Source organism: Segatella copri (assembly GCF_019127135.1).
GTDB lineage: Bacteria > Bacteroidota > Bacteroidia > Bacteroidales > Bacteroidaceae > Prevotella.
In genome coordinates this window covers 19,548-41,805 of sequence record NZ_JAHOEA010000019.1, presented here as the reverse complement: position 1 = coordinate 41,805, position 22,258 = coordinate 19,548, and the positions used below count along the sequence as shown (strand labels likewise).

At 39.8% G+C, this 22,258-nt stretch carries 16 protein-coding genes; 6 read left to right on the top strand and 10 right to left on the bottom strand.

Translation table 11 applies throughout. The features are described from left to right. Positions 1 to 13 precede the first annotated feature (13 nt). The 5 genes from KSW37_RS06900 (at position 14) to KSW37_RS06880 (ending at position 5,019) form a co-directional block, all read left to right on the top strand. Positions 14 to 451: a hypothetical protein gene (locus KSW37_RS06900; protein ID WP_233400411.1), complete on the top strand. Its 438-nt coding sequence runs from the start codon at positions 14 to 16 to the stop codon at positions 449 to 451. A 171-nt stretch (positions 452 to 622) separates the two neighbouring features. Next, complete coding sequence (gene aspS / locus KSW37_RS06895; protein ID WP_217313817.1) at positions 623 to 2,383, top strand: aspartate--tRNA ligase; 1,761 nt, start codon at positions 623 to 625, stop codon at positions 2,381 to 2,383. A 267-nt stretch (positions 2,384 to 2,650) separates the two neighbouring features. Continuing rightward, complete coding sequence (locus KSW37_RS06890) at positions 2,651 to 2,965, top strand: winged helix-turn-helix domain-containing protein (RefSeq protein ID WP_217313816.1); 315 nt, start codon at positions 2,651 to 2,653, stop codon at positions 2,963 to 2,965. Positions 2,966 to 3,068: 103 nt separating this feature from the next. Then, positions 3,069 to 3,422 carry a hypothetical protein gene (locus KSW37_RS06885; RefSeq protein WP_217313815.1) on the top strand — a complete coding sequence of 118 codons (354 nt, stop codon included), beginning with the start codon at positions 3,069 to 3,071 and terminating at the stop codon, positions 3,420 to 3,422. 109 nt (positions 3,423 to 3,531) lie between these two features. Further along, on the top strand, positions 3,532 to 5,019 hold the full coding sequence (locus KSW37_RS06880) for a xylulokinase (protein WP_217313814.1): 1,488 nt from the start codon (positions 3,532 to 3,534) through the stop codon (positions 5,017 to 5,019). 548 nt (positions 5,020 to 5,567) lie between these two features. Here the strand turns inward: KSW37_RS06880 and KSW37_RS06875 are convergent. The 5 genes from KSW37_RS06875 to KSW37_RS06855 all read right to left on the bottom strand — a co-directional run bounded on the left by KSW37_RS06875 (position 5,568) and on the right by KSW37_RS06855 (position 11,416). Beyond that, positions 5,568 to 6,209 carry a DedA family protein gene (locus KSW37_RS06875; protein WP_217313813.1) on the bottom strand — a complete coding sequence of 214 codons (642 nt, stop codon included), beginning with the start codon at positions 6,207 to 6,209 and terminating at the stop codon, positions 5,568 to 5,570. Between the two features lie 63 nt (positions 6,210 to 6,272). Continuing rightward, complete coding sequence (locus KSW37_RS06870) at positions 6,273 to 7,988, bottom strand: glutamine--tRNA ligase/YqeY domain fusion protein (protein WP_217313812.1); 1,716 nt, start codon at positions 7,986 to 7,988, stop codon at positions 6,273 to 6,275. 297 nt (positions 7,989 to 8,285) lie between these two features. Then, the gene (locus KSW37_RS06865; protein ID WP_217313811.1) at positions 8,286 to 8,660 is read right to left on the bottom strand and encodes a hypothetical protein; all 375 of its coding nucleotides are present in this window, start codon (positions 8,658 to 8,660) and stop codon (positions 8,286 to 8,288) included. Between the two features lie 76 nt (positions 8,661 to 8,736). Further along, positions 8,737 to 9,435 (bottom strand): phosphatase PAP2 family protein, encoded by a 699-nt coding sequence (locus KSW37_RS06860; RefSeq protein WP_217313810.1) that lies wholly within the window; start codon positions 9,433 to 9,435, stop codon positions 8,737 to 8,739. Positions 9,436 to 9,505: 70 nt separating this feature from the next. Then, positions 9,506 to 11,416 carry an LTA synthase family protein gene (locus tag KSW37_RS06855; RefSeq protein ID WP_217313809.1) on the bottom strand — a complete coding sequence of 637 codons (1,911 nt, stop codon included), beginning with the start codon at positions 11,414 to 11,416 and terminating at the stop codon, positions 9,506 to 9,508. Positions 11,417 to 11,653: 237 nt separating this feature from the next. On the opposite strand from KSW37_RS06855, the gene KSW37_RS06850 reads away from it, so the two are divergent. After that, the gene (locus tag KSW37_RS06850) at positions 11,654 to 12,022 is read left to right on the top strand and encodes a helix-turn-helix domain-containing protein (RefSeq protein WP_233400418.1); all 369 of its coding nucleotides are present in this window, start codon (positions 11,654 to 11,656) and stop codon (positions 12,020 to 12,022) included. Between the two features lie 93 nt (positions 12,023 to 12,115). Here KSW37_RS06850 and KSW37_RS06845 read toward each other — a convergent pair whose 3' ends face one another. The 5 genes from KSW37_RS06845 to KSW37_RS06825 form a co-directional block, all read right to left on the bottom strand. Then, positions 12,116 to 12,733 (bottom strand): sigma-70 family RNA polymerase sigma factor, encoded by a 618-nt coding sequence (locus KSW37_RS06845; RefSeq protein WP_217313807.1) that lies wholly within the window; start codon positions 12,731 to 12,733, stop codon positions 12,116 to 12,118. A gap of 105 nt (positions 12,734 to 12,838) precedes the next feature. Continuing rightward, complete coding sequence (locus tag KSW37_RS06840) at positions 12,839 to 15,826, bottom strand: PD-(D/E)XK nuclease family protein (protein ID WP_217313806.1); 2,988 nt, start codon at positions 15,824 to 15,826, stop codon at positions 12,839 to 12,841. Between the two features lie 74 nt (positions 15,827 to 15,900). Continuing rightward, complete coding sequence (locus tag KSW37_RS06835) at positions 15,901 to 19,110, bottom strand: UvrD-helicase domain-containing protein (protein WP_217313805.1); 3,210 nt, start codon at positions 19,108 to 19,110, stop codon at positions 15,901 to 15,903. Positions 19,111 to 19,181: 71 nt separating this feature from the next. Next, positions 19,182 to 21,308, bottom strand: a complete 2,127-nt coding sequence (locus tag KSW37_RS06830; protein ID WP_217313804.1) for a DUF5686 family protein — start codon at positions 21,306 to 21,308, stop codon at positions 19,182 to 19,184. A 64-nt stretch (positions 21,309 to 21,372) separates the two neighbouring features. After that, positions 21,373 to 22,245 (bottom strand): sigma-70 family RNA polymerase sigma factor, encoded by an 873-nt coding sequence (locus KSW37_RS06825; protein ID WP_217313803.1) that lies wholly within the window; start codon positions 22,243 to 22,245, stop codon positions 21,373 to 21,375. Positions 22,246 to 22,258: the final 13 nt, after the last annotated feature.

Here is a 22,258-nt window from a genome sequence, read left to right as displayed (position 1 = left end):
TATGATAAAGATAATGCAACATAGGTTTCTTGCGCTTTTAGCTATACTGATGATTAGTTTGGTTTCGCTTGCTTCACAGCCTCAGGGTAGAAAACATCATGGTGGATTCGATCCTAAAAGGTTTCAGGCAGAACTGGAACAATTTATTACGACTAATGCTTGTCTTACGCCGAGTGAAGCTGCTAAATTCTTCCCGGTTTATCGACAGATGGGCAAGAAAATGCGTATGATATTCGATGAAATGCGCCGCTTCCGTCATGTGAATCCGAATGATAATGAGGCTTGTGCCGAAGCTATCAGAAGACAGGATGAGTTGGATATTCAGCTGAAACAGTTGCAGCAAGAGTATCATTCTAGATTTATGACCATCTTGCCACCTAATAAGGTGTTTAGTGTCATTAAGGCTGAGGAACGTTTTCATCGTCAAGCTTTCAAACGAATGAAGAAATAAATCTCTAAAAAAGCAGAGATAAAACCATTTAATATGTATATCTGTGACTTTTGGTCACATTAATAGGGTCGCGAAGATATTTTTAATAATATTTTCGCGATTTTATTTTGTCCTTTCCGTTATTTGTTGTACTTTTGCACTTTGGAAAATAATAATATAATATTATAAGGTATGTACAGAAGTAACACATGTGGAGAGTTACGTCTCTCTGATGCTGGCAAGGAAGTGACACTTGCTGGTTGGGTACAGCGCTCAAGAAAGATGGGTGGTATGACATTCGTCGATTTGCGCGACCGTTATGGTATCACACAGTTGGTCTTCAACGAGGCTGATAACAAAGACTTGTGTGATGCAGCTAACAAGCTAGGTCGTGAATTCTGCATTCAAATAAAGGGTGTAGTAAGTGAACGACAGAGCAAGAATCCTAAAATGGATACTGGTGACATCGAAATCCTGGTGAAGGAACTCAATGTACTCTCTCAGAGTCAGACTCCTCCTTTCACTATCGAAGATAATACTGATGGTGGTGATGATATCCGAATGAAGTATCGTTATCTTGATTTGCGTCGTCCTGCTGTGCGCAAGAATTTGGAGTTGCGCCATCGTATGTGCATCTTGATTCGTAACTTCCTCGATGCACAGAACTTCATGGAGGTTGAAACACCTGTTCTTATTGGTAGTACACCAGAGGGAGCCCGCGATTTTGTGGTTCCTTCTCGTATGAATCCAGGTCAGTTCTACGCTCTTCCACAGAGCCCTCAGACTTTGAAGCAGCTCTTGATGGTTGCTGGCTTCGACCGCTATTTCCAGATAGCCAAGTGCTTCCGTGATGAGGACCTTCGTGCTGACCGTCAGCCAGAGTTTACACAGATTGACTGTGAAATGAGTTTTGTTGATCAGGATGATGTTATCAACCTTTTCGAGGAAATGGCTCGCCATTTGTTCAAGGAGATTCGTGGTGTAGAACTTCCTAAGTTGGAGCAGATGACCTGGCACGAAGCTATGCGCCGTTTTGGTAGTGATAAACCAGACTTGCGCTTCGGTATGGAATTTGTTGAGTTGAAAGATGCTTTCACAGGCAAGGGTAATTTCTCTGTATTTGATGAGGCTAAGTATATCGGTGGTATCTGTGTTCCTGGCTGCGCTGATTATAGTCGTAAGCAGTTGAACGAATTGACTGATTTTGTTAAGCGTCCTCAGGTCGGTGCCAAGGGATTGGTATATATCAAGTATAATGCTGATGGTACTGTAAAGAGTAGCATCGATAAGTTCTATTCTCCAGAGGAACTTGCTGAAATCAAGACCGTAATGGGAGCCAAGGATGGTGACCTTGTTTTGATTTTGAGCGGTGATAATGCTAACAAGACACGTATTCAGCTTTGCTCTTTGCGTTTGGAAATGGGTGACCGTCTTGGTCTTCGTGATAAGAACGTATTCAAGTGTCTTTGGATTATTGACTTCCCTCTCTTTGAGTGGAGCGATGAGGAGCAGCGCCTGATGGCTACGCACCATCCATTCACTATGCCAAATCCTGATGATATCCCATTGCTCGATGAGCATCCTGAGCAGGTTCGTGCCAAGGCATACGACTTTGTTTGCAATGGTATTGAAGTAGGTGGAGGTTCTCTCCGTATTCACGATACTAAGCTGCAGGAGAAGATGTTCGAGGTTCTTGGTTTTACTCCAGAGCGTGCTGAGGCACAGTTTGGCTTCTTGATGAATGCTTTCAAGTATGGTGCACCACCTCACGCAGGTCTTGCTTTCGGTTTAGACCGTTTTGTCAGCATTCTGGCAGGTCTCGACAGTATTCGTGATTGTATTGCTTTCCCAAAGAACAACTCTGGTCGCGATGTAATGCTCGATGCTCCTTCTGAACTTGATCCTAAGCAGTTGGATGAATTGGAAATCAAGCTTGATTTGAAGGCAGAATAAAAAGACGGAATAAAGGTATTTGTATCAGCAAATATATGATTTAAATGCCTTATGAAATATTCAATTATTTATAATAAGTAGTTGATTTTTAGTAAATAAAGTGCTGTGTCTCTTGACGTAAATCAAGAAATGCAGCACTTTTGTTTATAAATGGTTGTTTTTTCTTTTTTTCTAACATTATTTCGAAATAAAAGTTATAAATTTGCAGCAGATATTAAGGTTGAGCCGACAAAATGAAGCTCAATAGAATCATAAAATTCTTAAAACATGGTAGAAAAGAAAGCGACAACTAAGACTGCTGCAAAGAAGCCAGCAGCAAAGAAGGCTCCAGTAGCAAAGAAGGCTTCTGCAGCAAAGAAGGAAACTACAACAAAGAAGGACGTTCTTTACTTGAACGCAGAGAACGCAGGTTTTAGAGCTGGTGATGTATATCAGGCATTGGCAGCTTCAGAGAAGGCTCTCACTGTAGCAGAGATTGCTAAGGCTGCTAATATCAGTACAGAGGATGTAATCCTTGGTATCGGCTGGCTCTTCAAAGAGGGTAAGATTAAGGATGAGGACAATAAGGTTGCTCTCGCTTAAATAAGGTTTATTTTCAAAGAGCCGCGGTTGCTTGTAAGTGAGTAACCGCGGTTTTTTCATTTTATGTTCTCTCTTGAAAGGGGACGATAGTTAAGATTATTATATGAAACTTGATCAGGAGATATTCAATGTTCTTTTAGCAGCAGGCAGTAAGGGGCTAAAAGTAGAAAAAATAGCTCGCCATGTATATAATACTTGTAATTCTATTTTTACACCTTTGAATTATAAGGATGTACATGGCTATGTTACGCAATATCTCACACGATGCGCTAAAGATCCACAATCGCTTATAGAGAAAGGTAAAGGGTATGGCGTATATCATCTCAACTTTGATTCAAAGGCCGTACAGCAGTTAATGTTCAATTTTTCATCTTCTGTATTAGAAAAGAGTAATGAAGAGGAGAATAAGGCTGGTGATAGCACTCCTCAAAGTCTTTTTAATGACGAAATGTTTTAAATATTATTTTTTCTAAGGGGAATGTTGTAGTATGTTCGTAATATATGTAGACTTTATAAAAGGCTATAACCGAAAAATTATAAATAATAAACATATAAACGAATAAACTATGGCTAGTAGATATTTATTAGGTTTTGATGTAGGTTCAAGTTCTGTAAAGGCTTCACTTACTGATGTTGACAATGGTGAAATTGTAGCTTCTGCATTCTATCCGGATCATGAAGCCCCAATTATAGCTGTAAAGACCGGTTGGGCAGAGCAGGATCCTCAGATGTGGTGGGACAATGCTAAGTTGGCGCTTAAGAAAATCATGGCGGAATCTGGTGCCAAGGGTGAGGATATCCTTGCTATTGGTATCTCTTACCAGATGCATGGCTTGGTTTGTGTAGATAAGAATCAGCAGGTTTTGCGTCCTAGTATCATCTGGTGCGACTCGCGTGCCGTACCTTACGGCGAGAAGGCTTTTCATGCTTTAGGTGAGGACTTCTGCTTGCGTAATCTGCTCAATTCTCCAGGAAACTTTACTGCATCAAAACTTGCTTGGGTAAAGGAAAATGAACCGGAACTGTTTGACAAGATTGATAAGATCATGCTTCCTGGTGACTATCTTGCAATGAAGCTTTCTGGTGAAGTAAAGACAACTATCAGCGGTCTTTCTGAAGGTATGATGTGGGATTTTACCCAGAAGAAACCAGCTAAATTCCTGCTTGATTACTTTGGCTTCGATGAAAGCATTCTGGCTGATATTGTTCCTACATTCTCTGTACAGAGTGTAGTAAGTAAAGCGGCAGCTGAAGAACTTGGTCTGAAAGAAGGTACACCAATATCTTATCGTGCGGGTGACCAGCCAAATAATGCTGTGAGTCTGAATGTGTTCAATCCGGGTGAAATTGCAAGTACTGCAGGTACATCAGGAGTTGTATATGGTGTATTGGGTGATGTAAACTATGATCCAAAGAGCCGTGTCAATACTTTTGCTCATGCTAATTATACAACAGACCTTGACCGTCTTGGTGTATTGTTGTGTATCAATGGAACAGGTATATTGAATGCGTGGGTTCATCGAAATATCACTCCTGATGTAAGCTATGCGGATATGAATGATCTTGCAGCATCTGTGCCAATAGGTAGTGATGGTGTTAAGATTATCCCATTTGGTAATGGAGCTGAGCGTGTATTAGAGAATAAGGAAGTTGGTTGTTCTATTCGTGGCATCAGCTTTAATAAGCATAATCGTGCTCATATTGTTCGTGCTGCACAAGAGGGTATCGTCTTCAGTTTCTGCTATGGAATGGAAATCATGCAGCAGATGGGTATGGATATCAAGAAAATTCATGCAGGTAAGGCTAATATGTTCCTCAGTCCGTTGTTCCGAGATACCTTGGCGGGTGTTAGTGGTGCTACAATCGAACTTTATGAGACTGATGGCAGTGCAGGTGCTGCTAAGGGTGCTGGTATTGGTGCCGGTATCTATAAGGATCATGATGAGGCTTTTGCTTCATTGAAGAAACTTGCAGTCATTGATCCTGATGAGGCTAACCGTTCGGCTTATCTCGAGGCTTATTCTGCATGGAAAGAAGAGATGAAAAAACTCTAAACGTTTGTAATTTACTTTAGATAAACTTTTTTATTATATATCAGATAAAGGGTGGGAGAAGTCTCACCCTTTATTTCTTTTCCCTATTCTTTAAACTCTTTTAAGGAGTTTCCGTCTTATTCAAAGATGGATTTAAATATCTGTAGTTTATGTTCATGAGTATCTTTATATCCTGGATACTATTGTTTTAGAATTCTACAACTAATATATTGAATGGTTAGAGATAACGTATCTGTTGGTTTAAGGAACTGAATGTATTTGTTTGCTGGCATATGCCGACAAGGTTGCTGCCATATGCCAGCAAGGTTGTCGGCATTTGCCAGCAAGGTTGCTGGCAGCAGTCAGCAATTGAATAGAACCTGATTCTTAAACAGATAAAACTTATTGGTATGACTATTTAATCTATGTGTTTTTACCTTATAAATAAGCAGCTTTACATGACAAATACTCAAGTATTTAGTGAAGTAATAACCTGTTCTCATAAAAAATCCTCTACGAATTCTATTGAAGATTTCGTAGAGGATTTATAATATGTAATCTATAATGACTTATTTCTTCTTGAGCCCCTTGTATACAAGGAAAGCTACAATAACAACGGCAAGAGCCAAGATGATGTAACCGAGCTCATGACTATACTTTAATGCCTGCTGATATACATCTTGAGTTGTTTTATAGTCTGTATATTGGTAAATACCCCAACCGATGGTTGCTAAAACAGTATTCCAGACGCCAGCACCAATAGTGGTATAGAGCAAGAATTTGCCTACATGCATACCTGACAAACCGGCTGGAATGCTGATTAATTGGCGAACAGCTGGTACCAAGCGCCCAAAGATTGTTGATGCGGCTCCATGCTTGCGGAAATACTCTTCTGCAACTTCTACCTTTTGGCGGTCTATCAGGCACATATGTCCGATGCGGCTGTCTGCAAAACGATAGATGATAGGACGGCCTACCCATTTGGCTAAATAATAGTTGATGAGTGCACCGATATTGGCACCAATGGTGGCAAATACGATGACTAGGATAAACGACATTCCGCTATCTGGATCCATAGCCTTCCAAGCTGCAGGTGGCACAACCACCTCTGATGGGAATGGGATGAATGAACTCTCGATAGCCATGAAAAGGGTTACTACCCAATAATTTAAATTGTCGAGTATCCAAAGAAAAAGATCTGCAGTATTCATTTGTTATCTTGAATATAAATAATATCTGTCTCAGCTGTTGAAACTGAGACAGATATAGGTGATTTATTTATTCTGTTTTGCCCATGTATCCTTCAAACCAACGGTTTTGTTGAATACAGGTTTTTCTGCAGTTGAATCAAGATCGGCCATGAAATAACCGATACGCTGGAACTGGAGATATTCGCCTGGCTTCTTGTTGGCTGCATATTCCTCAACATAGCAGTTAGGATAGTCGTGGAAGCTATCTGGGTTGAGCAACTCATGGAAATCACGCTCGTCAGCAGATGGATTTTCTACCATAAAGAGACGGTCGTATTCGCGCACCTCTGCCTTTACGCAGTGATCTGCTGATACCCAATGCAATGTACCCTTAACCTTGCGGTTAGCACCTTCCATGCCGCTCTTGCTGATAGGATCATATTCTGCCTGAATCTCAGTGATAACACCATTTTCGTCCTTTGTGCATCCAGTGCACTTAACGATGTAAGCATTCTTCAGACGAACTTCTTTACCCGGAGTCATTCGGAAGAATTTTTTAGGAGCATCTTCCATAAAGTCAGCACGCTCTATCCAGAGATTCTTAGAGAATGTGATGGTGTGTGTGCCATCAGCTTCATTTTCTGGATTATTGATTGCTTCCATTTCCTCTGATTCACCTTCCGGATAGTTGGTGATTACGAGTTTAACAGGATCAAGTACTGCACTCACACGACAAGCTTTCTTGTTCAAGTCTTCTCTTACAGATGCTTCGAGTAAGGCCATATCGTTGAGAGCATCGAATTTAGTATAACCGATGCTGTCGATAAACATACGAATACTCTCAGGAGAGTAACCGCGACGGCGCATTCCGCAAAGAGTAGGCATACGTGGGTCGTCCCATCCGATAACCAGTTTCTCATCAACCAGCTGGTGAAGCTTACGCTTGCTCATTACTGTATAAGTGAGGTTCAATCGGTTGAACTCAATCTGACGTGGACGATTGTCGTTTAATACATCTGCAGTTCCGTCCTTCTCCTTCAAGAAGTCGATGAACTTATCGTAAAGCGGACGGTGAGGTACAAATTCCAATGTACAGATAGAGTGGGTTACCCCTTCAAAGTAGTCACTCTGTCCGTGAGCGAAATCATACATAGGATATGCATGCCATTTAGTTCCTGTACGGTGATGAGGAGTATGGATGATACGATACATGATAGGATCGCGGAAATGCATGTTTGGATTTGCCATATCGAGTTTTGCACGAAGCACCATGCTGCCTTCTACGGCCTCAGGAGTATTCATCTTCTCAAACAAAGCAAGACTTTCTTCGATTGGGCGATCACGATATGGGCTAGCAGTACCTGGTGTGGTAGGGGTACCCTTCTGCTGTGCAATTTCTTCAGCAGTTTGCTCATCAATATATGCATTGCCCTTCTTGATCATCCAGACTGCAAAGTCCCAAAGCTTCTCAAAATAGTCGGAAGCATAGTAGATATTGCCCCACTTGAAACCAAGCCACTGGATGTCTTGAAGAATATTTTCTACATATTCATTATTTTCCTTGCTAGGGTTGGTGTCATCAAAACGAAGATTGCAAACACCATTATATTTCTCTGCAACACCAAAATCCATGCAGATAGCTTTGGCATGGCCGATATGCAGATAACCATTAGGCTCTGGCGGAAAACGAGTCTGAATTCGTCCTCCGTTTTTGCCTTCTTTGAGGTCTTCCTCAACTAACTGTTCTACGAAAGAGATACTTTTCTTCTCTTCCAATTTGTTTTCTTCATTAATTGCCATAATTCAATAAAAAGAATAATTTTTAATATTATGGTGCAAAGATACAAATTTAATTGTAAGTACCGAAATTATCTGGCAGATAATTTTGTTTTGAGAGTGATAATTTGCGTTTAAAAGCAATAATTCACAAAATATGTTTTTAAACATATAAAAAGATTCGTTCGTTTCGAAAAATATGTCTATCTTTGCATCGTTATCCTGAATACAATCTTTTTACCTTAAAGGAAACTAATACCAAAAAGAACGCCTTCACTGTGAAGTGGGGGCGTTCTGTTTTTATACCAGGTTCATATTTAATTACTTTTTGCGGAAAGTTTCGTTCTTAATAATGATTGAACCTTCTTCAGTATCGAGTGTAGCCTGCTCCTGAACGTCTGCATCAAGACCCTTGCGGCTCAGGATTATTACTGCAGCCTTACCTTCTGGCTTAGCAGGCAATTCCCACTTGTAAAATTCCTTGTTAAGGCCTTTTACTTTAACAGAGAAATCACTGTTCAAAGTAACACTGCGCTCACCATCTGCGCTCTTATATTCACCGGCTGCTGCAGCCTGAAATGCAGAATCGGTTACAACTGTCTGTTCTGCCTGAGCCGGAGCTGGTGCTTTTTTCTCAGAACATGCAGTAAAGGCAATCAGCCCTAAAGCAAATGCAAGAATTGATAATTTCTTCATAATCTTTATATTTTATATGTTAATAATAATGTTAATTTAAACCTTTTTTATAAGCTAACTCTTTTTATACATTTGTTTATCTCAGTGGTATATTATAGAAAGATAGTATTCCACTAGTACAAATGATTACCCAAATTGAAACGAGCCCCGTAATAATAGGGACGCTTGCAAATCTGATGTCGTGGTTGGGCTTAAAACGTTCGGTATGCTTTCTCAAAAAATGCTGAAATATATAATAATATAAGGTGGCATAGAGAAAACCAATTAGCGTACCAATCATGAGGTCGCCAAAATAGTGTACACCGAGATACATTCGGGAATAACTGGTTATCAATGCCCATAGGCATAAGAATATCGTGAGTTTGCTTCGGCGAACCAGATATTGTGCAAAGAAGGCCATGCTCCATGCATTGGCTGCATGAGAAGATGGAAAACCATATCTGCCACCCCGATATCCTTGAACAACATGTACCATCGGACTGATTGGATTATCAGGATTGCTGGGACGCATTCTTGCTACTAGCGGTTTCAGAAATCCTGATGCGGTCTGGTCTGAAAATAAGATAATCAGAATGATAACAACTAAAGTGCTCATCACAACCTTGACAGGAAAATTCTTTAGCAGTACAAAGATAAAACTGGCATAGAATGGAACCCATACAAAACGGTCTGAGAAAATCATCATGAAGTAATCCCAATACTCGTTGTGAAAACCATTGAAAAACAGAAAAATCTGCGTATCAATCTGTTCTATTTGATGAAGTAATTCTATCATTGTCTTTCTTTATGAAATTCTGTAATGTTCGCTTTCTTGTTTCTGATAATCTGTTGCCCTGTCGTTTGGGCTATTTTGCACTCAAGTCATCGTACAACTTCTGAAGATAAGCCATGCCTCGCTTCAGGTTATAACCTTTTTTGCCTTTATCATAAACAACCTTTTTGGATTTGTTGTCGTAGATGATAGAGTTCTCCTCTGATACCATGCCGAAAGCATCGGGTACATCAAAGAATGCAAATTTAGGAGTAGCATCACTCAACATATTCTTGCTGAACAAGAAGTCTTTGTGAGGAATGCCTAATTGGCCGAGCAGTGTAGCTGCAATATCATGCTGACTTCCAATGAGCTTAACATTCATCGGGCGGGCTATTGCTCCACCGGTCATGATAAGTGGAATCTGATAGCGGCTGCGGTCAAAGTTGTCAAGATGTTCTTTGTATGCGCCAACATGATCGGCAACGAGTAATACTAAAGTATTTTTCCATCTAGGCAATTTGCTGTATTCACGCAGAAGATTACCTATGACACTATCAGTGTAGGCAAATGCATTTAAACGCTTGTCTTTCAGTCTGCTATATGGTACATCGAATGGCTCATGACTGCTTGATGTCTGGAATATTCTCAGCATAGGCTGTTTGGCATTCTGTTCTTTCTTGATGTCTGCAAGCAGACGATTGGCTACGATATGATCGTGTACTCCCCATTTGCTCAATTTGTCTTCTATAGGGAAATCACTATCTGAAATGATTCTCTCATAGCCTTGGGAAACCAGCCAAGAGCGTTGGTTGGCAAAATCAACATCACCACCATAATAATATGCATTGCCGTAATGCTTTGCTTTAGCCAATGAACGTGCCAATGACGGTAATTGTGCAGATTTTGCCGGGTAGCGCATGATGCTGGTTGTAGGTTGTGCAGGATAACCGCTCAAAACAGCAACCAGACCACGATCCGTGCGGAAAGTATTTGAATAGAATCTTGAGAAGAAAATTCCCTTTTTAGCAATTGAATCCAGGCATATAGCTACGTCTTTATGGGTTCCAACGGAAGGCATAATGTCGTTGGCAAAGCTTTCCATAATAATGACAAGTATATCCGGCTTTCCGTTTTTCCGGGTCTCTTCATTCAGAAGAGGGTAGGTGTTCTGGTCGCTTGAACTTATCATTTGAGCAAAGAGCTTGTTAGCTTCTTCTTCTGACATGTATCTATATTGTGATGCAAAATCTTCTTGATGGGTAAGTGATTCAAACAGGCTGAACATCGGATTGACAGCAGCATGATTCAAAAACGCATTTTGACTGAAATATGCTTTTCCTGTATTTGTTGTAGATACAGTAAATCCTCCTCTGATAGGGATGAAGAGAAGGGCAGTAAGCAGCAACAAAATTAGAGAATGGCGCAAACGATGATGCTCTATATCAGAGTAGCGTGTTCTGCGACCACTGCCGAAATCTCCAAAACCATAATTGCTGTATCTGCTGGAATAGCGCTTCTGGGTATGAGGCATGCGGAGTGCGAACCAGACGGCTATGGTAAGCAGCACGGTGATGAGGAGAGCAAAAAAGATGTAAAGCCCTCCAACACTTGCAAGTGCATCCTTTGGCGAAGTAAAGAAATAATATAATGGAGTGCTATCTAGCGGGAAGTTCCAATACGGATATAATCCTGCATTCAGTATGAATGTAATGGAAACCAGGAAAGATGCCAGTATAAAATAAGCATTCAGTATTGGGCGTATAATCTCTTTACGAAACCAAATCGTTGCAATGAGCAACAAACCAGGTAGGGCGGTTAGGTAACCAGCCATAGAGAGGTCGAGAGATAAACCGTACCACATCACTGTAGGTATTTCGCTCCAGATATTATCGATGGGTTGTGTAGCAGAAGCCTTTTCCATTATCATGAAAAATGGTTTCTGAATACAGAACAAAATGACAAACGTAAAATACGTTTTTATAAACCACAATACTTGCTTCATATCTATGCTTCTTGACTAATAATTACACTATACTCTGTTCGGAGTTTGAAATTTAATGCAAAAATAACCATTTTATTTCATATAAACGACTTTTTTGTGTTTATTTTTCAAAAAAATGAGAAAAAGTTTGGTTGTTTTAAATAAAAATAGTACCTTTGTTGTAATAAATTTTATAACATAACTATGGCTAAGTATAATATTCAACCTAAAAAGGAAAAAATAGCAAGATATCAATCTATGCTGAGTGAAGAAACTAAGGACCGCCTTCGCGACGAGATACTCCGCGTTCTTGTGACTGAAAGAAAGTACAAGGATCCAGACTATAGTTCCAAGAAACTGGCAGAGGATTTGAATACTAACTCTCGCTATATTTCAGCTGTGTGTGCAACCCGATTCCATAAGAATTATGCTGAGTTGGTGAATGATTATCGAGTAAACGATGCAATGTCTTTGCTTACCGATAAGCGTTATGCAAGAATGAGTGTAGAAGATATCAGCGAAATGGCTGGTTTCAATACTCGTCAGAGTTTCTATGCTAATTTCTTCAAGCGAACAGGAGTTACTCCTCGTCAATATCGTGCTTCTCACTTCAAAGGATTGGAGTAAGTGCAATATATAATAACTAGATCATGAAACAAAAAGAGGGTGTATCATAAGTTAATGATTCACCCTCTTTTTGGTTTTACAAGCTATTGAGAGTTACCTCTTGAAGTAGTTTCTCAATGCCTGGTGGCGAATACTCCTGTTCAATCTGCGTATGGTCAGATTTCGTATCTGGCGTACTCGCTCACGTTTGAGTCCCATATCTTCAGCAATTTCAGCCATCGTTTCTTTAGGAACACCTATACCATAGAATTTGGTGATGATTTCTTTCTCTCGTGGCAATAAATCTGCAATGCTTTCTGCCATCTTATTCTTCATCATTTCTATATTCAGGGTATCATCTGCAATTTTTACATCCGGATCGTTTAATATGTCTAATAGAGTATACGGATTGTTTGCGCTTAGTGGCGCATCTACAGATACAGCCTTGTCTGCGTTTCTTGGGGCAAATTTCTTCTGGTCTTTCGGTAAACGATAAAGTCCTGATTGTTTATCGATGGTCTGTGATATAGCCTTATGAACGAAAGGACCGGCATACGCCACAAAATCGGTGCCCCGGTCAGCTTGGAACTTTCTGGCTGCCATAAGCATTGCCAGAGTTCCTTCGCTAACCAGGTCATCAAACTCAACGCCTTTACCTTTATACTGGTTGGCTACTGATTTTACATAGTTTAAGTTCTCACTAACTATCTTGTTTATTTCTTTTTCTGTCATATCCAATATTTCTTTTTTGCAAAAATACATAGAAAAATTCAAAAAAGCAAGTATTTTGCGCATTTTAACCAATCATTTTTGGTTTCCACTTATATATGGATGTTTCTATGATTTGCATAAAGCTGCGTATGGACAGTATTCGCAACGATGCTTATCATCAGTTGGTCGGAATGGTTGGTCCTTGTCAAAGATGTTGGCGATGAGAACTTTCAGTTGTTTCATAAACTCCTCTTCGTATACATCTATGCTGCTGATGAGTTCCTTGCCCATTTTTAATGTCGGATCATAGTCTTCAGCTCCTGCGTTTTGTATAAACAGCAAACCGGGCGATACGGGGTCTTGCCCCGGATTCAAATCCTTATTATGCTTCACAATGATTGAGTAGAGCATGGATTGCAAGTAATAGTCTGTATGCTTGTTTAGCATAGAAGGATTAAATACTTCATCCAGCGCTCTAGGATGTGTTGTTGAAATACGTCCTGTCTTATAGTCTATTACGCGGATTCGTTCTGCAAGATTTTTTCCGTTTGCATTGCCATTAGCCGCAACAGCGTCCAGTCGGTCGATAAAACCTCCTATTGTAAGAGATAATTTACCGATACTGGTTTCTACTTCAATACCTGTTTTCACTACCAGCTCTAATCCCAGTATAGTGAATGGAGCCTGGCGCATATCAATCGTGATAAGTTGCCGGATATACCTTGCTATTACTTCTTTGTTGATAAGTTGCAGACCATTATATTTCGGGTGATATCCTGCAGCGCTAACTTTAAAGAGTTCTTCTCTGAACGCCTGATCTACCAGGCGATAAACAAGCGATTCATCTTTTAAGGCTTGCTCTAATTGCTCTTTTGTTATAACGATAGGACGAGTCAGTTTGAGTTTACCTTTATTGTCTGTAGTCAGGGCATTGTTGCTTGCTAGTCCTTGATAAAACAGTTCTGCAGCACGGTGGAAAATATTTCCAAATACTTTGTTGTCTACCTCGTCTTCATCTATTTCATCTGGCTCAATCAGTCCTTCTACATATTTATAATAGAATTGCTTTTCACATCTCAAATATGTATTCAGAAATGTTGGCGTAAGCATTTTCAGATTCTTGAGCTTGATGAACGTATGTAGCTTCTTTTCTATAGGATCGTAAGTAGGACGTATAGTACTTTGCCCTGCAACCAGTGATGAACGTTTAATGTCATGATGGCTTTCTACTAAAAGCTGGAGCATAAAGCGGCTCATCTCACCCGATTGACCATCTTCTGTAGCGTTATTGTAACATAAAGTGATGTCGCGTGAGCGCTGAAGGAGACTATGGAAATAATATGCGTATATGGCTACTTTGTTATCAACCGTAGTCAAGCCGTATGCCTTTCTCAACGAATAGGGAATAAATGAAGCATCGTTTACTCCTTTCGGTAGTTTTCCTTCGTTGCATGAGAGTACTAAGATATGCTCGAAATCCAGATTTCGAGTTTCCAATACACCCATTACCTGTATTCCTTCTGCAGGTTCACCATGAAATGGAATACTTGTTGACTGGATGAGCTGTTGCATGAGTCGTTCCAGAGTGATGCAGTCTACTGCTAAGTCTCCTGTCTGGATGAGTTCTTGCAGACGGTTCAACAATGTATAGGTCCTGAAGAGCGATTCCTGGAATAAAGGATCGTCTTGTTCTTTACTATTCACACCTATTGTCTTCAAAATTTCCAGCAGATACTGGATGAGTCTCAAGTTGTATTCATTTTCTGTTGCAGTCTCACCCAAATCTTTGAAAAGCAGAGACAAGCCTTCATCACCATCCATGCTTAGGAATTGGCGGGTAGGATAGAACTGCTTTTGTTCGTCAAGAGCGCTCAAGAGTTTGCTATAATTTTGAGAAATATAGCGTGTGTATGGATGACGAAGTGCCATGAGCACATAATGTAAGCGATAGTTGTTACTATGCTTGGGATGACCAATACCCTGCAAATTGATGAGATGTTGCAGCAAGCTGTAGAATGGTGTCTGTTGAAGCGGATAACCCAATGTTATGTTATATGATAACTGGTCGGTCTCAGAATAGTCTGGTAACGACTTGATGTCTTCGTTTGTAGGAAGACTATGTATTACACTTTGTAATAATCCTTCATCGGCTAATACGATTGCAACTTTCTTTCCACATTTATATCGTTTTTTTTCTTTAAGCCATTGGTTTACATAGCGAGCCTGAATGTTTTCAGTTGATGCCGAAATGTATGTAATGTCTTTATCGTTATCAAAGTTATGATAAATATCACGAAGATCATGAGGAGGCATATCATTCAATTCGTTAGGAAAATATTTAAGATATTCTCGAATATAGTGACCTGCCTCATGGTTGTTTTGCATATAATAGTCATCGTAGTCCCAATAGAAATGTGCTTTACCCTCTTTCATCAAGCGTTCGCAGAGTTTCTGTTCTACAACTTGCATCATATTAAAACCGACAAAGAGATATTTCTTGTGTTGAAATTTGATGTTTTCATCATTTACAACTTTCCGATACAGAGCCCCCTCGTAAGCTAAGCCTTGTTCTTCAAGACGCTGGTTAAACTGTTGGTAAATATCGAGAAAATGGCTCCATAGTTGCAGAAATCTCTTTTTGAGTTCAGAGTTGTGATCATCGTTGAAGTTGCTGAAAAACTTTCTAATCAGCATTTTCTGTTCTTCTGTAAGATATGATATATCGTCAAGTTCATGTATATCGCTAAGATTGGCAAAGAGTTTCTCTGCCTCTGCCATGTTTTTATCTATATCGTCAAAATCAGTGATAAGGAGTTGTCCCCATCCGTAAAAATGGTCTAGGGTCTCATCGATACCTGTGCAGGCTACGAATGTTTTATGTAAATCGCAAACCAGTTTGATCGGGTCTCCAACTTTCAATGTACTATGTTTGCGAAACAGGTCGCTGATGGTTATGTAAGATGGTGACCAGATGGGATGGTCGGTCAAACGGGCCAGACTCTCATTGAGGAAGAGAGCTGCACGTTTGTTTGGAAATACGATTGCAATATCGCTGAGGTTATTGCCATATTTCTCCAGTATATCTCTTGCTACATATTTTAAAAATGTTTTCATATCTCAATGCTCATTTTATGTTTGAAAATGTTCTTTATTTTGCCCTGTTTTTCATGCAGAGCAATAGAATTGTATTATTTCTCCACTTTAATAATTTTGTTAGGGTAAACGTACCATAGATAACCGGTTACTTTATGGTTGCCCATGCTTCTTAATAAGCTGATGTATTTTCGTACCTGGTCATGATGTTCTATTTTCTGTCTGCCAAACTTAAAGTCTACAACTATTGTCTCTTTTTTTGAGTTTTGCATCACTCGGTCTGGACGATATTCTGTCATTTTCCCATTTTCTACAGTCAAGATAGAACATTCATTTAGAATAGTCCATTCCTTGTTAAACCATGTTGCAACTTTTGGTGATTCAAGCCTTTTCCTAATCATTTCCTTTATTTTCTCTGGTGTGAGGTTCTGATCGTACAAAAGTCCGTCTAACTCTAGTTGCTTCAGGGCTCCATCAATGTCATCAGCCGTACGGATTGTGGAAAAGAGGTTGTGCAGCACCGTACCCATTTTGATATAAAATTTCTGCTGTTCTTCTGTTTCATCACGTTTTATCAAGTCACGACTTTGGTTACTTTGTCTGAATTCAGGCATTGCTGGTGTGACATTTATTTTTATTTCCAATGGTTGTGAAAACGCAGAGAGCACATTTGTATCCTTCTTCTCGTTTGATTTCTTGGAAGAATCAGGTACATATATTTCATTATAGCAGAAAGATATGTCATCTGTTTTGGCATCAGAACCTATTCCTGTTAACTCCATCTTTACATCATTAGCTTCAAGTCGGCTGGCTACCTTGTCAAGTACGGATTCGATAATGGCAGAACGATATGCAGAATTAGCTCGTTTGCCAATTACAAACAGGTTGTGACTGGCACGCGTAAAGGCGACATAAAGCAGATTCAGGTTATCAACTACGTTTTGTAGATGTTCATGATTATAATCTGCTTCATATATACTTTGTTTCATCAGTTTAGCACTGAAGTCTATTGGTACAAGTGGCAGTTCGTTGTATGGAGCTTCTTGCGGTGTACACCAGATTGTGTTGGCTTTTTCTAATTGCCAGTCACAGTAAGGCATGATAACATGATCGTATTCTAGTCCCTTGCTCTTATGTATAGTAAGGAATCTGATGCCTCCATCGCCATCACTGTGGATGCTTTTTTCGTGAATATGGCTATCCCATTCTTTAAGGAATCCTGCAATGTCACTACTGTTGTCTGTGAGATATTTACTCAGACTATCATAAAAAGCGCAGATGTAGGCGCTTTGCTTGATCATGTCTTTGATTTCGCTAAACTTTAACTCTGCAAAAAGGCGTTCTGTTAGATCGAAAAGTGGCATTTCCAGATACTCAGAACGATTGTTCAAAAGTTTTTCTGGGATATTTCCCGTTACAGAATAAGTGTCACAAAACTTATTGAGAGTTGCTAAAGCTATATTGTCATTTGGGTGTACAAGGATATAGAGAGCGTTAACCAAGGTGCATACTGCTTGGGAGGCATCCAGTCTGAATGCCTCATCTGAAACCAACGGATAGTCGGAATGGTTCATAAAATACTCAGCAATGTCCTGTATGTTACGATTGCTTCTTACCAGGATTGCTATCTTGTTGCAAGGAACACCTCTTTCAACCAACTTGGCTACAGTGTCCAGTGTGGTTTGCATCATTCTGTCTTCAATATTTTCACCGCCCAAGAGCTGGATACTGATAGATCCATTAGGAACAGAATGGTGGTCTGGTACTTGCTGGCAGACATCGCTATATGCGCTTTCCAGCTGTTTACATTCCTCAGGACATTTATCCGTCAGGTCTTCAATCTCCAACTTTACTGCTTCTGTGAAAAAAGCATTGTTAAACTCAATGATGTTTCTATCAGAGCGGTAGTTGGTATCCAAAGTTTCTATGCTTACTTTTGCGCTTTTATTAAATTCTTTATTGATATTATTGAGCAGTCTCCAATCGCCGGAACGCCATCTGTAGATGCTTTGTTTTACGTCACCTACGATAAGGTTGCCGGCATTTTCTCTACTCATGGTTTCTTCGAGCAGTACTTTAAAGTTCTTCCACTGTATAGTACTGGTATCTTGGAACTCGTCAATCATTATATGGTCGAGTTGAGTGCCAATTTTTTCAAAGATGAATGGCGAATCGCTATCCTTTATCAGTGAATTGAGCAAGGTCTGAGTATCGCTCAAAAGGAAACGGTTTGCCTCTCTGTTCATCTCCCTGACTTTTTTATCTATGCTTCCCAAAAGGCGGAGCTGATTAAGATGCTTTATGGTCAAGTCGGTACTTTTAAAGATTCGTGTGAGTCTTGGACGATTGTCTTCAGCAAACAGCAAAATAGGGTAGAGCACCGATTCTACATAATTGAAAATATCAGTACAATTTTTTACATCAGATTTTTTGACCCATGCTTCCGGACTTTCCCGACATTTATAGAAAGTATCATTGTGTAGATCATCATCACTGTATTTGCCATTTTTCAGCTTGTTGAAATAACTCCAAATACCTCTCGTTTTTCCAGCTAAGTCGTCTGACGTAAAGCCTTCTTCTTCAAGGGAATCGAAAAAAGTAGCAGCAATTTCTTTAAGCTGCTCTTTTGCCTTATCGCGCTTTTTCTTCATTCGGTCGGTAAAATCCTTGAAGAAATCTTCTTGTTCCATCAATTCTGTCAGCTTGTCGGAATGAGCTTTGTAATAATCCTTGAATATGTTCTCACCGAATTTCTTGATCTGTCCAATGACATTCCAACTCTTATCATCATCGATGTTTTCTTTGATATAATCCATAATCCAGAAGAGTAATCGGTCTGTATCTTCCAAACCTTCTATGAGTTCATCAACAGCTTGTTGCTCAATTTGATAGTCATTGAGTTCAATACGCAAATTAGCAGTCAAGTCAAGTTCACGAGCTAGATTTCTCAATACATTCTGAAAGAACGTATCGATGGTCATAACCCGGAAATAGTTATAATTGTGTATGAGCAGATGCAGGGCAGATTCTGCATTTTTCTGAATTTGTTTGGATGAAAGATACGGTAAAGCCTGCTGTATTTGATTTACATAATCGTTTGCTTCTGGTAGTCCGTGTGCAATTTCGTATAATTTTCCTAAGATACGCATTTTCATTTCTTCAGTAGCCTTGTTGGTGAAGGTTACTGCAAGAATGGTTCTGTAGGAAGCAGGATTAGCTATCACGAGTGTCATATACTCACGAGCCAAGGTAAATGTTTTACCTGAGCCTGCACTTGCTTTATAAACAGTTAGTTGTGAACTCATATTTTGTTTTTTAAATGATGTTATTGATATTGTGTTTTGGAAATTATGTCTTATCCATGCTTGTATGAATATTACCAATCTCTAAATAGTTCAAAACCGAAGCGACAGCCTACGCCATCAAATTTCGTGTTTTTGAAGGCAGCAAAAATTCCTAGGGTAATAGCTCTTGTTGTTACTCCATATCCCCATTCTGTGTATGGGTGTAAATGGTTTACAACAAGACTGCTTACATAGAGACGCTCTGCTTCTATATATTTTCCAATCAGAGGGAGCCATGCGGTTGCAATCATAGGAGCTTCATAAGTGAAATTTCCACGTATGTAATAATCACTTGCATTATACCATTGCGAAGACAGTAATTCGAACTCTCCACTCCAACTGTCATTCCAACCTCCAGGAATATTATCATCATGGAAATTTGTATAGTCAACGAAATCCCAATGGTCACCTTTACGGGTATAAAAACCTGCTCCTAATCTAACAGAATATGATTGGCGGCGTGACGCTTGGAAAATGGTTTGTGCATCTACTTCTACCCGTTCGTAGTCTATATTTGATCCAAGTAGGTTTTTCCATCCCTTTTCGTAGTCTATTTTAAAAATCGAGCCTTTCTTTCCCCAGGGTAACAGTTCTAATGCCACAGCTGGTGCTACTGATACATATTTGCTTGGGTAATTAAACAGTTTATAGAAACTTTCTATCACTGCCTTTCGGGTATGTGAAACCAAGCCAATCTCAAAACCGACATAGTCGTTGAAACTCCAGTGGTTAGTAAGACGAAGGTAATCATCTTTAAACTCTGTCAGTTTCCTGTTATTAGCATCAATCTCTGTTGAAATTTCTGGTAATGCCAGTCCCGGATATCCTGTGAGTAGAGGATATAGAAAATCATTATCTTCCGGTTTGCTGATGCCTAACATCTTTCGTGCAACACGATTGTTCGATATTCTATTACCGTTACCTATTTCTAACTTGATGTGTCCATTGTGCTTTTGGTTGTAGTTGAAAGTCAACGGTATTCTGAAATAGAATCTGTGTTGTTTCATACTGTAACCACCTTTAAAGCGAAGTCCTAATTGTAAGTCTTCCGTAAACCGGTAGCTGCCTTTCAAGTCAAACTTATATACAACACCTTTACGTTCGGAGTATCCCATATAGAGTGGGTTGAGAATAGGACTGATACGGAAATAACCTTGGTTTTGCTTACCGAAGCCTTGAGAGATTCTGTTTAATACATTATCACCGATAACATCCCAAAGTATATCTTTTGCAAAGTTAGTCTTTGGTATGTTGTTATTCAAGGAATCTGCAACTTGTTTTCTTTTTTCATAGAATCTATTGTATATATCTGTTTCTTCTTGGTTTAACTCAATAGGGCGCACTTTTGCCATTAATGTTGTATCGGCTACGTTATTGAGTGAGTCACTTAATATTTTTGGTAGTCCGTATACTGTTGTGTACATTCCGGTTATCTTGTTGCCCAGAAAGCTAAAGTTGGCTCTCATGCTGCATTTGGCAGGAGAAAGTGAGCCAAATCCGTCTCTTCCCATTATGATAGAGATATAGAAACGGGTCATATCATATTCACCTTCAAAGTCTACCATGCTTATCTTGCCGGTTTTTGAATCAACAATAGCACGTGCTTCTATAACTTGTGTGTTTTTGAGACGAGGATATACGTAAATTTGAGCTTTGCCGAATGGTAGTTGAGTGACGGCGTATTTATAATATCTGCGATTCTTCTGATGAAAAGGTGAAAGAATATTGGTTTCGAAAAGAGTTTCTCCATATACTGTTGGAGTCATGTATTTCAGAACCGATGACAGTGTATTGCTTCTATGCGGAATAGTGCTTATGTTCAACAAGCGTTTGGCTACAGGTTTACCTTTAGCATCCAACGTCATTTGGTTATAATACTCACTGATAAATCTTCTACCACCACCATGTGCTACAGCATACATTGTTGGCACAAGCATGAGGGTAGCATTACGCTTGTTTGTTTTGATTTGAAATTTAGTATAGGCATAACTCTTGTGTGCTGCTCTACCTGCCGTGTCAACAGTTTGTGCATATTTAAATACCAAACACATCACCGAGTCACAAAAGGCGTCTCTCGGTGACATTCTTCTTGCATGTGCTGCAAAAGCCATCATGCAGAAGATAATCGTCAAAATGATGTGTGTTTGATATTTCTTCATTTATTATGAGTTAAGATGTTACTTGGCAGAAGAACTATGCCACATATTTTGGGCAGCAGCTTTCCTAACCAAGATATTTCATAAGGATTCCTATCTTTCCGGATTCTCTCAGTTTGGTGATGCTTTTTTCTCTTATTTGACGAACTCGCTCACGTGTCAAGCCCATTTTATCACCAATCTCCTCGAGTCCCTTTTCGGTTTCCCCAATTCCGTAGCATGCGCAGATGATTTTCAGTTCGCGATCCTTGAGGCAAACTTTTAAAACCTGTCTTAGGTCTTGTGCCATACTTTCATGGTCAACCTGCTTGTCTGTTCTGCCCTCGTCTCCGCTTGCCATTACATCTGCCATAGAATTGTCATCGTCATCACTGAATGGAGCATCTATGCTCACATGATGACCGCTGGCTGCCATGCTCTGGGAAATCTTGTCCTCGTCAACACCCGTTCTGGCGGCAAGTTCCTCAACGCTTGGACGGCGTTGGTTTTCCTGCTCAAACTTATTTATTTCCTGGTTTACCTTATTGAGCGATCCTACCTGGTTGAGAGGAAGTCGAACGATTCGACTTTGCTCAGCTATTGCCTGTAAAATGCTCTGACGAATCCACCAGACTGCGTATGAGATAAATTTGAACCCTCGTGTTTCATCAAAGCGTTCTGCAGCCTTGATGAGTCCGATGTTTCCCTCGTCAATCAAGTCTGTCAGGGTTAGCCCCTGGTGCTGATATTGCTTTGCTACTGACACCACAAAACGTAAGTTGGCTTCAATCAACTTATTCTTTGCTCTTTCGCCAGCTCTGCCTCCCTTGCGAATAGCTTGAGCCAATTCTATTTCTTCATCAATAGAAACCATTGGGGCTCTACCTATCTCTACAAGATATTTGTCGAGGGCCTCGCTGTTACGATTGGTTATACTCTTTTGTATCTTAAGCTGTCTCATTATCTTTTCCTCT